This window comes from Halomonas zincidurans B6 (assembly GCF_000731955.1).
In the GTDB taxonomy this organism is placed as follows: domain Bacteria; phylum Pseudomonadota; class Gammaproteobacteria; order Pseudomonadales; family Halomonadaceae; genus Modicisalibacter; species Modicisalibacter zincidurans.
The window spans coordinates 3,178,111-3,190,810 of sequence record NZ_JNCK01000001.1 but is presented as its reverse complement, the minus strand read 5'-3'; the positions used below and the strand labels follow the sequence as shown (position 1 = coordinate 3,190,810).

General features: G+C 62.2%; 11 protein-coding genes. 2 read left to right on the top strand and 9 right to left on the bottom strand.

Going from position 1 to position 12,700, the window contains the following annotated elements:
• Positions 1 to 45: 45 nt before the first annotated feature.
• The 4 genes from HALZIN_RS0115005 to phoU all read right to left on the bottom strand — a co-directional run bounded on the left by HALZIN_RS0115005 (position 46) and on the right by phoU (position 4,680).
• Positions 46 to 1,371 (bottom strand): restriction endonuclease subunit S, encoded by a 1,326-nt coding sequence (locus tag HALZIN_RS0115005; RefSeq protein ID WP_031385005.1) that lies wholly within the window; start codon positions 1,369 to 1,371, stop codon positions 46 to 48.
• Positions 1,361 to 2,932, bottom strand: coding sequence for a class I SAM-dependent DNA methyltransferase (locus HALZIN_RS0115000; RefSeq protein WP_031385004.1), 1,572 nt, complete (start codon positions 2,930 to 2,932; stop codon positions 1,361 to 1,363). Before HALZIN_RS0115000 ends, HALZIN_RS0115005 begins: the two co-directional genes overlap by 11 nt.
• 236 nt (positions 2,933 to 3,168) lie before the next feature.
• Positions 3,169 to 3,894: a sulfate transporter CysZ gene (gene cysZ / locus HALZIN_RS0114995; protein WP_031385003.1), complete on the bottom strand. Its 726-nt coding sequence runs from the start codon at positions 3,892 to 3,894 to the stop codon at positions 3,169 to 3,171.
• A gap of 57 nt (positions 3,895 to 3,951) precedes the next feature.
• The gene (gene phoU / locus HALZIN_RS0114990; RefSeq protein WP_031385002.1) at positions 3,952 to 4,680 is read right to left on the bottom strand and encodes a phosphate signaling complex protein PhoU; all 729 of its coding nucleotides are present in this window, start codon (positions 4,678 to 4,680) and stop codon (positions 3,952 to 3,954) included.
• Positions 4,681 to 5,007: 327 nt separating this feature from the next.
• Between phoU and HALZIN_RS0114985 the strand changes: the two genes are divergently transcribed.
• Positions 5,008 to 5,415, top strand: coding sequence for an acyl-CoA thioesterase (locus HALZIN_RS0114985; protein ID WP_031385001.1), 408 nt, complete (start codon positions 5,008 to 5,010; stop codon positions 5,413 to 5,415).
• 10 nt (positions 5,416 to 5,425) lie between these two features.
• Here the strand turns inward: HALZIN_RS0114985 and HALZIN_RS0114980 are convergent, their stop codons facing one another.
• From HALZIN_RS0114980 to hexR, 3 genes are all read right to left on the bottom strand, one after another.
• Positions 5,426 to 6,514 (bottom strand): TRAP transporter substrate-binding protein, encoded by a 1,089-nt coding sequence (locus HALZIN_RS0114980; protein WP_031385000.1) that lies wholly within the window; start codon positions 6,512 to 6,514, stop codon positions 5,426 to 5,428.
• Between the two features lie 120 nt (positions 6,515 to 6,634).
• Positions 6,635 to 8,872: a DNA helicase II gene (gene uvrD / locus HALZIN_RS0114975; protein ID WP_031384999.1), complete on the bottom strand. Its 2,238-nt coding sequence runs from the start codon at positions 8,870 to 8,872 to the stop codon at positions 6,635 to 6,637.
• Positions 8,873 to 9,115: 243 nt separating this feature from the next.
• Positions 9,116 to 9,973, bottom strand: coding sequence for a transcriptional regulator HexR (hexR, locus tag HALZIN_RS0114970; RefSeq protein WP_031384998.1), 858 nt, complete (start codon positions 9,971 to 9,973; stop codon positions 9,116 to 9,118).
• Positions 9,974 to 10,192: 219 nt separating this feature from the next.
• Here hexR and HALZIN_RS0114965 point away from each other — a divergent pair, with 219 nt between their 5' ends.
• Positions 10,193 to 10,393, top strand: coding sequence for a PA3496 family putative envelope integrity protein (locus HALZIN_RS0114965; RefSeq protein WP_031384997.1), 201 nt, complete (start codon positions 10,193 to 10,195; stop codon positions 10,391 to 10,393).
• Between the two features lie 92 nt (positions 10,394 to 10,485).
• On the opposite strand, the gene HALZIN_RS0114960 is transcribed toward HALZIN_RS0114965, so the two are convergent.
• Entirely contained in the window at positions 10,486 to 11,826 is a 1,341-nt protein-coding gene (locus tag HALZIN_RS0114960) for a sodium-dependent transporter (protein WP_031384996.1), read from the bottom strand.
• Positions 11,827 to 11,921: 95 nt separating this feature from the next.
• Positions 11,922 to 12,521 carry a DUF72 domain-containing protein gene (locus tag HALZIN_RS17665; protein ID WP_422723639.1) on the bottom strand — a complete coding sequence of 200 codons (600 nt, stop codon included), beginning with the start codon at positions 12,519 to 12,521 and terminating at the stop codon, positions 11,922 to 11,924.
• Positions 12,522 to 12,700 lie beyond the last annotated feature (179 nt).

Genomic DNA, 12,700 nt, shown 5'->3' with positions numbered 1-12,700 from the left:
TTCGGGCCTTGAGCCGCAGCGCTCAGCGCACGCGGGTGGTCTGGTTCATGCGGTTTCCGCCTCCAGCGCGGCGTCAACCGCCGCTTCGGCGTCCGGCAACTGGAGTTCGCCGGAGAGCAGCTTGGGGAGCAGGGTGTCGCGGAGTTTTTTTAAAGTGTAATTATCGCAAAAATTGGATTGGCGCTTTGTAAACATCGGGGCCAGCAATTTATTAAAGCAAAGCAACACACTATACCCAGGAATTACAATTTTAACTTCTGTAACGACCGACGGCTTTATTGCAGGGTACGCCCCGCCATCAGCTAGGCGCGCAAATTCTTCTATAACCTCGTCCCTAGTTATCGCCAGATATACAAACTCAACCAATTCTTTTGATTTTGGTGTCAATACTGCAAATCCAGTGCTACCCGTTAGCTGACCATGAGCTTCTCCGATAAGTGCATAGGAACGATTGCCGGGGCGAACAGTGCCAACAATAGTATCTCCCGGAGACAGTACTCGACGAGCACGCGAGGGTGCCTCATCAAAACCAAAACAAGCTGTTTCTTCAATAACACCGTTTTTAGTATTTGCTAAATCGACGTATTCAACAGAGGGCGGGCTGTTTTTAGCCGTCCATGACTTAGCATTTATCTCGCTAATATCGCTTATACAGCCACTACTCCATCCCGCCGGCACCCATCCCAACGCCTCATCTTCCTCGAACCGATCGGGAAATAGCCGGCGCGTCTCGGCCGGCAGGCGCTCAGGAGCCGCCTCATTGTCAGCGGCCCACATTGCCTGCCGCTTGGCAGCGCGCTCCGCCAGCGGCTCGGGAATCGGGTTACCCGCTTCCAGCGCGTTGTCGATCACCGGGTCGAAGTCGACGAACCAGCTTTTGAACAGCGCCTGGGCCATCTGTTCGAGGGTCTGGTTGATTTGTGTGTTGAGAGTGATTTTTTTGTCTAGAGCAGATAAGCTCTCAGCTATTTTTCTTTGACCTGAGGAATCTGCAGGCACTTTAATCCAAGTTTTATGCAGATGGTTTCTATTAACCCCAGGAACTGCAGCTTTGTCGCTATACTGCAAGAAATTCAGTGTTTTTAAAAAATAATAAACAAACTCAGGATGATTGCCTTTGAAATCTTTTACATAGAGCGTTGTGTTTAATGGCCAGAAATCGCTTTCAGAATAAAAAACTTTACCGATGGTTCCATATCGACCTGTTACAACTCCGGGCCCTTTCACCTTTGCTTTAGAGTGAAAGCCGCTCGACCCAGATGAAGAGATAATTTCAACATCTCCCTCTGCACGATCTTTGTTAGGAAGATCGTAGCCCCTCTTCAATTCTATAAACTCGCCTAATTGGGTTTCTAGCCATTTAAATTCCATAACCCAACCCCGCCAGATTCTGCTTGATCTGCTTCTCCAATTTCGCCGACTCGGCAAACTGCTCGCCGAGCCGGGTCGTCAGTTCGGCCATCCTGGTCTCGAAGGGAATGCCGTCGTCCTCGACTTCGGCGGCGCCGACGTAGCGCCCGGGGGTGAGCACGAAATCGTGACCCTTGATCTCGTCGAAGCTCGCGCTCTTGCAGAAACCGGCGATGTCTTCATAGACGCCGGCCTCCGGCTGGCCGCGCCAGGCGTGGAAGGTGCGGGCGATGGTGGCGATGTCGTCGTCGCTCAGGTCCTTCTGCTTGCGGCTGATCATGCTGCCCAGCTGGCGGGCGTCGATGAACAGCGTTTCATCCTCGCGGTCGCGGTAGCCTTTCGCCGCGTTGGCCTGCTTGCTGTTGGTGAGGAACCACAGGCAGACCGGAATCTGGGTGGTGAAGAACAGCTGCCCCGGCAGCGCGATCATGCACTCGACCAGGTCATCCTCGATCAGTTGCTGGCGAATCTTGCCCTCGCCGCTGGTGCTCGAACTCATCGAGCCGTTGGCCATCACGAAACCGGCCGCGCCCTGGTGGCTCAGCTTGGAGAGCATGTGCAAGATCCAGGCGTAGTTGGCGTTGCCGGTGGGCGGCACGTCGAAGTCGGCCCAGCGCGGGTCGTCGGTCAACTCGGCCGGGGCGCGCCATTGGCTCTGGTTGAAGGGCGGGTTGGCGAGGATGAAATCGGCCTTGAGATCGGGGTGCTGGTCGCGAAAGAAGCTGTCCGCCGCCGCTTCGCCCAGGTTGCCGGCGATGCCGCGAATCGCGAGGTTCATCTTGGCCAGCTTGCGGGTGGTGTTGGCGTACTCCTGCCCGTAGATCGAGACGGCGAGGCGGCTACCCTTGTGCGCCTCGATGAACTTGAGCGACTGCACGAACATTCCGCCCGACCCGCAGCAGGGGTCGTAGATCTTGCCCTGATAGGGTTCGAGCATCTCCACCAGCAGCGTCACCACGCTCTTGGGGGTATAGAATTCGCCGCCGCGCTGGCCCTCGTTGGCGGCAAACTTGCCGAGAAAATACTCGTAGACCCGTCCGACGATATCCTCTTCGCTCTGGTGCTGCGCCTTGGCGATGGTCTCGATATTGTCGATGGTGTCGATCAGCGAGGCGAGCTTGCTGGCGCTCAGATCGAGCCGCGAAAAGTAGTTGTCGGGCAAGGCGCCGGCAAGCGTCGCGTTGTTCTTCTCCACCGTGCGCATGGCGGTGTCGATCGTAAGCGCCAGGTTGTCCTGCTTGGCGTTTTTCTGGATGTATTCCCAGCGCGCCTCTTCCGGCAGATAGAAGACGTTGTCCTGAGCGTAGAAGTCGACCATGTCGACGTAGTCCGCGCCGTAGTGGTCGATCACGCGCTGCTTTTGCTGCTCGAACTTGTCGCTGATGAACTTCAGAAAGATCAGGCTCAGCACCACGTGCTTGTACTCGGCCGATTCCACACTGCCGCGCAGCTTGTTGGCGCTGTCCCACAGGGTTTCTTCAAAGCCCTTGGCGGGCTTGTTGCTTGCTTGCGCTTTGGCCATGACGGTGACTGCTCTCTGTGAAAATCCGGCCGGCGCGGTGCCCGGCCGCGGTAAGAAAAAATGCCTGGAGTATAGCGGAAATGCTCGAGGCTCCGGGAGCCCGTCGAAACGCCAGAAAGCCTTCAGGCAGGCATAGGCAAGGCGCACACGCTATGGATCGCGCATGGACGTGCATCCAAGCGCGTTGATGACCGCCCCGAGCATGGCCGAGCCGAGTTCGAAAGTAAGCTAGTGACTCACGTACGCACCGGCAGCTGGCGATAGTGCTGCTGCCACATCAACACCGCCCCGGCCACCGCGCCGGGCAGCAGTATCAGATTGATCAGCGGCAGCCAGGTCGCCGCCAGCACCCAGCCACCGAAGGTCAGCGTCGGCCACCAGCGCGCGCGCAGCCGGCGGCGCATGTCGGCGAAGGCCACGCGATTGTTGTCCATGGGGTAATCGAGGTAGGTGATCGCCATCATCCACGCCGAAAACGCCGCCCACAGGAACGGCATCGCCAGGTTGAGTCCGGGCACGAAGCCGATCAGGAACAGCAGCGCCATGCGCGGCAGGATGTAACCCAGCTTGATGAGTTCGCGGCCCAGCGCGTCGAGCCCGCCGCGCATCAGGCTGCGCTCGTCGACGGGCGGTTGGCCAGTGAGCCGGATCTCGACCTTCTCGGCGAGAAAGCCGTAGAACGGCGCGGCGATCAGGCTGGAGACCAGCGTGAAGGTGAAGAACGCCACCACCACCAGGCTGACCACCAGCAGCGGCCAGATCAGCCACTCGAGCCAGCTGAGCCAGCCCGGCACCTTGAGCATCCAGTAATCGAGCCAGCCGCCGAAATTGTTCAGCAGATAGACGATGGTGCCGACGTAGAGCGCCAGGTTGGCGACGACCGGCAGAAACACGTAACGGCGCAGGCCCGGCGAGAGTACCAGCCGGGTGCCCTGCGCCAGGGCGCCAAAGGCGTTGAGCATGACAGCGATCCGTAGGCCGACGTACAAGTAGGCCGCCAGCGCGGCGGCGGACGAGGCCTAACCTTTACTGCCCAACCCCTGCTCGTCAAGCGCGCCGACGTCGCTATGGCGAATGTCCAGGCCCTTGACCAGGTAGATGACGTACTCGGCGAGATTGTCGGCGTGATCGCCGATGCGCTCCAGCGCGCGCAGGATCCACATCACGCTCAAGATCGAGGTGATCGAGCGCGGGTCCTCCATCATGAAGGTCACCAGCGAGCGCATCGCCGAGGTGTATTCGCTGTCCACCGCGTCGTCCTCGCGGACCACCTTGAGCGCCAGTTCGGTATCGAAACGGGCGAAGGCGGTCAGCGCGTCGCGGACCATGCCGCGCACGTGCTCGCTGATGTGGCGGACTTCGACGAAGCCGCGCGCCGAGCGCCCCGATTCGGCCAGTGCCAGCGCGTTGCGGGCGATCTTGTTGGCCTCGTCGCCGATCCGCTCGAGATCCGAGGTGGCGCGAATCACCGCCAGCACCAGGCGCAGGTCGGAGGCCGCCGGCTGGCGGCGCGCCAGCACCCGGGTGCACTCCTCGTCGATCCTGAGCTGCATGTCGTTGACCGCGGTGTCGTTGTCGCGGACCTGCTCGGCCAGCCGGCTGTCGCCCTCGAGCAGCGCCGAGATGGCGTCCTGGACCTGCTTCTCGACCAGCCCGCCCATCGCCATCAAATGGGTCTTGAGCGCCTCGAGCTCCTGGTTGAACTGGTTGGAAATGTGCTGACTGTGAGTATCGCTGGTGATATCCATGTTTCCTCCGGGGCCGCGAGGGTTTGTAAACGCTCAGTTCAGGCGGCCGGTGATGTAATTTTCGGTGCGCGTCAGGCGCGAATGAGTGGACAGCTGTGGATGTCAGACAACGCTAGCGAAGCTCCTCGCGATGCAGGCCACGGTGATGTGCCCGCAGATGTTGCCGCAGAAATATTGCAGTCAGGTTAAGCCCCGATCACCGTCGACACCAGTGGCAGCGCACTTGCCACGTCGCCGGGGCCGATGGGAGAGTGGTCGAGCGGGCCGCCCGCCGTTTAAGATGAGGCCGAGCAGGTGGATAACAACAAGCGCTGGATAGGAGCGAGCATGACCGACCTCGATGACGTACCGGCCCCGCAGGGCGATCTGACCCTGAAGGTCCTGGCGCGGCGCCAGGACACCAATTTCTACGGCGATATCAGCGGCGGCTGGTTGATCGATCAAATGGACCAGGCCGCCGAGCTGTGCGCCGGCCGCCTGGCCCATGGGCGCACCGCCACGGTGGCCGTCGAATCGATGGATTTTCTGTGCCCGGTGCGTATCGGCTCGGTGGTCAACATCTTCACCGCCGTGCGCGATATCGGTCACAGCTCGATCACCATCGATGCCGAGGTATGGATACGCTCGCCCCACGAACGCAACCCCGACGAGCTCTACAAGGTTACCGAGGCACGCTTCGTGATGGTCGCGCTGGACGACAACGGGCGCATCCGCGCGGTACCGACCGAGCCCTGACCCCGGCCGCCTAGCCGCGCACCAAGGCGCGGTTCTTGAGATAGGCGAACTCGCCGATATCGGTGTACGGCCGAATGCGCTGCTGGAAGGCGCGATACGACTCATAGATCTTGGCCGAGGCGGGATCGCTTGCCGCCTGCTTCTCGAGCACCTTCTGCGAGGCCCCGTACAGCGCCTTGAGCACGTCGTCGGGCAGCGAGCGCAGCTTGACGCCATGCTCGTCGACCAGCGTCTTGAGCGCCTCGGCGTTGCGCAATGTGAATTCATCGATCATCGCCAGATTGGCGCTGCGCGCCGCCTCGGCGACCACGATCTTGAGATCGTCGGGCAGCGCTTGCCAGGCCTCGAGATTGACGGTTCCCTCGAGTATCGCGCTGGGCTCGTTCCATGCCGAGGTGTAGTAGTAGTCAGCAACCTGATACAGACCGAAGGCCAGGTCGTTGTAGGGCCCTACCCAGTCGGCGGCGTCGAGCACGCCGGTCTGCATCGAGGTGAAGATCTCCGAACCGGGAATGGTCAGCGCCGTGGCGCCGATGCGGTTCATGACCTCGCCGGCAAGCCCGGGAAGGCGGATCTTGAGCCCCTGCATGTCCTCCAGCGAGTCGATCTCCTGCTTGAACCAGCCGGCCATCTGAGTGCCGGTGTTGCCCACCGCGAACGGCTTGAGATTGTACTCGGCGTAGAGGTCGTCCCACAGTTTCAAGCCGCCGCCCTGGTACAGCCAGGCGTTGGTTTCGGTGGTGTTCATGCCGAACGGCACGGCGGTGAAATATTGCGCCGCCGGAACCTTGCCGAGCCAATAGTAGGAGGCCGAGTGGCCCATTTGTGCGGTGCCCGACGACACCGCGTCGAACACTTCCAGGGCGGGAACCATCTCGCCGGCGCCATAGACATCGACCTGCATGCGTCCGCCGGACAGCTCGCCGATGCGCTTGGCGAAATCGTTGGCGCCGGTACCCAGCGCCGGAAAATTCTTGGGCCAGGAGGTGACCATCTTCCAGCGCACGGTGTCCTGCGCGCGAGCGGTGGAAACGAAGGGGGCGGCGACCGCGCCGGCGGCACCGGCGCCGAGCGCGGTAAGAAACTTGCGACGTTGCATCACGGGCGTGACTCCAGGTGATTGTTCTGTTTGGCCCCCGAGGGGCGCAAAGCTCCGTTTCGGAGTATGCGCGAAGGGCGTTTTCAGGGGCAAGCGAATAGGCGGCGTCTGGGCATGGCGTCAGAGCGGCGTCAACTTGGCGAAGCCCAGCACCAGCCACTTGTCGCCTTCGCCCTCGAAGCTGACGTGAACCCGGGCCCGCTCGCCCTGACCCTCGGCATTGAGGATCACGCCTTCGCCGAACAGCGGATGGCTGACCCGCTGGCCCAGCGACAGCGCGGGCAGGTCGTCGCCGGCCGAGACCGTGGTCTGCTGCGACAGGCCGCGCCCCGCGCGCGTCGCGGTGACCGGACGCGAGATCTGGCCGCGCAGGCGCACCTCCTCGAGCAGTTCCTCGGGCAGTTCGCGGATGAATCGCGACGGGCGCTGGAAGGTTTCCTTGCCATGCAGGCGACGCATCTCGGCGTGGGTCAGGTAGAGCTTGTGCATGGCGCGGGTCACGCCGACGTAGCACAACCGGCGCTCCTCCTCGAGGCGCCCCGGCTCTTCCAGCGACATCTTGTGCGGGAACAGCCCTTCCTCGACGCCGGCGACGAACACGATGGGGAACTCCAGACCCTTGGCCGAGTGCAGGGTCATCAACTGCACGCAGTCCTCGAACTCGTCGGCCTCGTGATCGCCGGCGTTGAGCGCCGCCTCGGCAAGAAACGGCGCAAGCGCCGCGCTGCCCTCGCCGACTTCCGCGAGGTTCATGGCGTCGCCCTGGGTGAAGGCCCGCGCGGCGTTGACCAGTTCCTCGAGGTTCTCGACCCGCATTTCTCCTTTGGACTGACTGCCCTTCTCGCCCTTATCGCTGCGGTGGTGCTCGATCAGCCCGGTGACCGCGTTGACGTGGGTGATGATCTCGTAAAGCGCCATTCCCGCGGTCTCGTTGTCGAGACGCTCGATCAGGTTGGCGAACGCCGTGAGCGCGTTGCCGGCGCGGCCCTTGCAGGTGCCGTCGCTGACGCTGTCATGCAGCGCCTGCCACAGCGAGACGCCGTGATCGCGGGCCCGCTCGCGCAGGATCTCCACGGTGCGGGTGCCGATGCCGCGCGCCGGCACGTTGATCACTCGCTCCAGCGAGGCGTCGTCCTCGCGGTTGATCAGCAGGCGCAGGTAGGCCAGTGCGTTCTTGATCTCCAGGCGCTCGTAGAAGCGCTGGCCGCCGTAGATGCGATACGGCATGCCCTGGCGGATCAGTGTCTCCTCGAGCACCCGCGACTGGGCATTGGAGCGATACAGGATCGCCACTTCGCGGCGATTGAAGCCCTCGTCGAGCTTGGCCTTGATGGTGTCGACGATGAAGCGCGCCTCGTCCAGGTCGTTGACGCCGGCATACACCGAGATCGGCTCGCCCTTGGCGCCGGCGGTCCACAGCTCCTTGCCCATGCGCCCGGCATTGTGGCTGATCAGCGCGTTGGCGGCATCGAGGATCGCGCTGGTCGAGCGGTAGTTCTGCTCGAGACGCACGGTACGGGTATTGGCGAACTCCTGCTCGAAGCGGCGGATGTTCTCGACCCGTGCCCCGCGCCAGCCGTAGATCGACTGATCGTCATCGCCGACCACGGTGAGCCCGGCGCTGTCGCCGGCCAGCAGCTTGAGCCAGGCGTACTGCAGGGTGTTGGTGTCCTGGAACTCGTCGACCAGCAGGTGGGCGAAGCGCTCGCGGTAGTGGGCCAGCAGCCGCGGATTGTCGCGCAACAGCTCGAGGCTTCTGAGCAGCAGTTCGCCGAAGTCGACCAGCCCGCCGCGCTCGCAGGTCAGCTGGTAGCGCTCGTAGAGTTCGACCATCTGGCCCAGGTAGACGTCGCCGTGGGTCTGCACCTGGTGCGCACGCAGGCCCTCCTCCTTGCAGCCCGAGATGAAATGCTGGACCTGACGCGGCGGATAGCGCTCGTCGTCGATGTCGTGGTCCTTGAGCAGCCGCTTGATCAGGCGCAGCTGGTCGTCGCTATCGATGATCTGGAAGTGCTGGGGCAGCCTCGCGTCCTGCCAGTGGGTGCGCAGCAGGCGATGGGCGATGGAGTGGAAGGTGCCGACCCAGATGTTGCGCAACGACAGGCCCAGCAGCGCCTCGAGGCGGGTGCGCATCTCGCGGGCCGCCTTGTTGGTGAAGGTCACGGCGAGAATCGCGTAGGGCGAGAGCTGCTCGACCTGCATCAGCCAGGCGATGCGGTGAACCAGCACCCGGGTCTTGCCCGAGCCGGCGCCGGCCAGCACCAGCATGTTGCCCATCGGTGCGCTGACGGCCTCGCGCTGGGCAGGGTTGAGAGCGTCGAGAAGCGGCGAAACGTCGCCCGGCGAAACGTCGTCCATGGGAATGTTCGGGGTGTCGAAATGGACGCCCAGCTTAGCATATCCGCCGCCTTCGGCGGGGAGCCGCAAGCCGCAAGCCGTAAGCCGCAAGCCGCAAGCCGCAAGCCGCAAGCCGCAAGCCGCAAGCCGCAAGCCGCAAGCCGTAAGCCGTAAGCCGTAAGCCGTAAGCCGTAAGCCGTAAGCCATGTAGCTTGTGCCAGGTTTTAACATATAGCTTATAGCTTATAGCTTATAGCTTACAGCTTATGATTCCTGTTCGGGAAAGCGCAGCGGATTGAGGCTGCGCTTGACCGCCTTGAGTTGCTCGGTGAGATGCGGCCCGCGGGTCTTGGCCACGCCCACCGCCAGCACGTCGATCAGCACCAGATGAGCGATGCGCGAGCTCATCGGCGTGTAGATCTCGGTGTCCTCGTGGACGTCGATATACAGCGGCAGGCCGACTTCCTCGGCCAGCGGCGTAGCGCTGGGACACAGGCCGATCACCGTGGCCCCGGTCTCGCGCGCCAGGCGCACGCTGTCGACCAGCGCCCGGGTGCGCCCGGTCTGCGAGATGGCCACCACCACGTCGCCCTCCTTGAGGGTCGCCGCCGACATGTTCTGCATGTGCGGGTCGGCATAGGCCGATGTCGAGATCTGCAGGCGGAAGAACTTGTGCTGGGCATCGAAGGCCACCGCCCCCGACGCCCCGAAGCCATAGAATTCCACCCGGTTGGCCATCGCCAGGGCGTTGACCGCGCGGCCCAGCGCCTCGTTGTCGAGGCGATCGCGTATCGACAGCAGCGTGCCCACGGTGGAATCGAAGATGCTGTGGGAAAACTCGGCGACGCTGTCGCTGTCGTTCATCGAGAACTGCGCGAACTGGCTGCCGGTGGCCAGCATCTGCGCCAGCTTGAGCTTGAAGTCCTGGAAGCCGTCGCAGCCCAGCGCGCGACAGAAACGCACCACCGTCGGCTCGCTGACCTTGGCTTCGGTAGCCAGATCGACGATGCGCATGTGGATCACTTCATCGGGATTGCGCAGCACGAAGCGCGCGACCTTCTGCTCGGAGCGCCGGAACAGCTCCATGCGACGTCTCATTTCATCGAACAGGGCACGGCTCACGGCGGGCTCCTCGGTGATGGCCTTGCGGCATGGAAAGTAGCGCCCTGACGAACGGAAGGCAGCCGCCGGGTCGCGATCGCGTCCGCTCAGGCTGACCGACCCTGCACCGGCAATCAAGCGTTAAAACGCGTTCTTGGACGCCAATGTCGCGGTTTTGTCAACTGGGGTATAGTAAAAAAGCTGTCACAGTGACACCGCAAGAAGAAAGGAGAGTCGATCATGCCTAACGCAACGCAACAGCTTGGCGCCGTGAAACGTGAACTCCTCGACATTTTCATGGACCTTGAAGTCGCCGATCATGAATCGCGCAAGCAGAACGCCACCGTCCGTTATCTCAGGGCCCGCCGCGGCATCGAGATGCATAACGAGATAAAGCGTCTCGAGCGCGATATCGCCGACTTCGACGATCTCATGCAGTAGTCCTGCCGTGCCGCGCTGACGCCACGCTCGGCATTGCCATTTCGGCCCGATCGGTCGGGGCCGAAATGGCGTGTCGGGGCTGGTCCGCCCTCCTACAAACTGCTGATAAAGACCACCACGACCCCGATGGGCGCAATAAAACGGGTGATCAAGGTCCACAACTTGCTTCCGGTCTCCCCGAGTCTCAGCTCTCGGCGCACCTTGTCGCCATCCAGGAACCAGCCGACGAATACCACCGCCAGCAGGCCGGTCAAGGGCAGCAGGTACTTGCTGGTCAGTGTGTCCAGGAAGTCGAAGATGCTCAGCCCCAGAATGCTGACCTCGGACCAGGCATTGAAGGAGAGCAGCGCCGCGATGCCCAGGGCCCAGGTCGCCGCTCCGGCCACCAGCGTCGCACCGACCCGGGACAGCGGCGTACGCTCCTCGACGGTCTCCACGACCGGTTCGAGCAGCGAGATCGCCGAGGTCAAGGCCGCGAAGGTGAGCAGCAGGAAGAACAGCAGCCCGATGATCACGCCACCGGTCATGTTGCCGAAGGCCAGGGGCAGGGTCACGAAGATCAAGCCCGGCCCCGAACTCGGATCGAGGCCGTTGGCGAACACGATGGGGAAGATCGCCAGGCCCGCGATCAGGGCGAACAGCGTATCGAGGATGATCACTGTACGGGCGGTGCCGAGCAGGTCGACGTCCGCTCCGAGATAGGAGCCGTAAGCCATCATGATGCCCATCCCCAGCGACAGGGTGAAGAACGCCTGCCCCATGGCGGCCAGCACCACGTCGCCGTCCAGTGCTCCCCAATCGGGGTTGAACATGAAGACGAGGGCTTCGCCGAAATAGCCCGAAAAGAGACCGTAGCCCACCAGCACTACCAATATGATGCCCAGAGCCGGCATCAGGGTGCGTACCGCCCCCTCCAGGCCCAAGGTCACGCCGCGAGCAACGATGCCGATGACCAGCACCATGAATACCGAATGCCATAGCAGCAGCGTTCCCGGACTGGCCAGCAGATCGTCGAACAGCGCGCCGATGCCATCGGCATCCTGGCCGCTGAAGGACCCGGTGACGGAGCCCAGCGTGTAGAAAAGCGACCAGCCACCGATCACGCTATAGAACGACAGAATGAGGAAGGCCCCCAGCACGCCGCTGATGCCCATCAGGACCCAAGCCTTGCTGCGCCCTTCCCGCTCGGCCAGATCCGCCATGGTATTGATGGGGTTCTTCTGGCCGCGGCGGCCCATCAACCATTCGGCGACCAGAATGGGCAAGCCCACCAAGGCGATACAGATCAGGTAGACGAGCACGAAGGCAGCGCCACCGCTCTCGCCCACCATATAGGGAAATTTCCAGATATTACCCAGGCCGACGGCGGAACCCGTGGCGGCCAGTATGAAAGTCAGCTTCGAGGACCACTGCGCGTGGGAGATTTTTGCCATTTTGTACCCTGATATCGCCTATCGTCGCCAATCCTTCATCGAGAGGCGACGCTTGTCTTGTTGTTGCCACGAATTGAAGCTGCGCGGCCATAAGTTCACGACAAAACTATCCGATGACGAGGCCGATGGCCAGTCCGATAGCCCACGCTTTTCCCTTGATGCCTTAGAAAAGCGACGTTTGATACTCCCCGGGAACCGGGAAGTGCCGGTAATGCCTGCCCGCTCGCGAGCCATGAATAAAAGTGCCTTGCCAACTGCGGCGCCTCGCGATTGTCCGGTGCATGCACAAAGAGAAAAGGGCTTTTCCCCTGTTTTATCCACAGGCTAAGGCGCTCGATCCAGGGCGCGAAATAACGCTGATTGATGGCCGTGTCAAGATGTCCGATAAAGCGGACGATCGGCCGATCTGGCGTGGAAAGCACATGTGGCGGGCGTCGCGGCTTTTCATCCCGGGCCTTGAACAGGCGTGAGTCGCTGCCGGAGGGTGTCGAGAACAGCGGCCTGACGTCGAGCATCACACGATCGACGCCGTGACTTATCAACAAGCGGTTGAGTTGCTGTTCGCCAGCCCCCTTGTGGAAAAATCCACTGGCCCTGACCTCGACGGCGCAGGGAATATTCCGTGGCCAGCGCTCGAGCAATGCGGCCAACCGGGGCAACTCGTCATGGCCGAAGTCACGCGGCAACTGAATCATCAACGGCCCGAGGCGGCCCTCTGTGCTCGCTGCCATTATCAGCCTTACTATACCCCACCCTGGGAGCCCGGTTAGAGTGCCGCGACCCTTGGCGTATAGCGTAACGCCCGGCTTGGCCTATAATCGCTGACGGCCGGCCGGGTAGCGGCCGCTTTCAGAGAACGGAACAAAGGTAATCT

What these genes read in the sequence shown, in the direction of transcription:
- phoU (WP_031385002.1), bottom strand. Translation starts at nt 4,680, where the DNA reads ATGGATATCACCAGCGATACTCACAGTCAGCACATTTCCAACCAGTTC.
- HALZIN_RS0115005 (WP_031385005.1), bottom strand. Translation starts at nt 1,371, where the DNA reads ATGGAATTTAAATGGCTAGAAACCCAATTAGGCGAGTTTATAGAATTG.
- HALZIN_RS0115000 (WP_031385004.1), bottom strand. Translation starts at nt 2,932, where the DNA reads ATGGCCAAAGCGCAAGCAAGCAACAAGCCCGCCAAGGGCTTTGAAGAA.
- HALZIN_RS0114980 (WP_031385000.1), bottom strand. Translation starts at nt 6,514, where the DNA reads ATGCAACGTCGCAAGTTTCTTACCGCGCTCGGCGCCGGTGCCGCCGGC.
- HALZIN_RS0114985 (WP_031385001.1), top strand. Translation starts at nt 5,008, where the DNA reads ATGACCGACCTCGATGACGTACCGGCCCCGCAGGGCGATCTGACCCTG.
- HALZIN_RS0114965 (WP_031384997.1), top strand. Translation starts at nt 10,193, where the DNA reads ATGCCTAACGCAACGCAACAGCTTGGCGCCGTGAAACGTGAACTCCTC.
- cysZ (WP_031385003.1), bottom strand. Translation starts at nt 3,894, where the DNA reads ATGCTCAACGCCTTTGGCGCCCTGGCGCAGGGCACCCGGCTGGTACTC.
- uvrD (WP_031384999.1), bottom strand. Translation starts at nt 8,872, where the DNA reads ATGGACGACGTTTCGCCGGGCGACGTTTCGCCGCTTCTCGACGCTCTC.
- HALZIN_RS0114960 (WP_031384996.1), bottom strand. Translation starts at nt 11,826, where the DNA reads ATGGCAAAAATCTCCCACGCGCAGTGGTCCTCGAAGCTGACTTTCATA.
- HALZIN_RS17665 (WP_422723639.1), bottom strand. Translation starts at nt 12,521, where the DNA reads ATGATTCAGTTGCCGCGTGACTTCGGCCATGACGAGTTGCCCCGGTTG.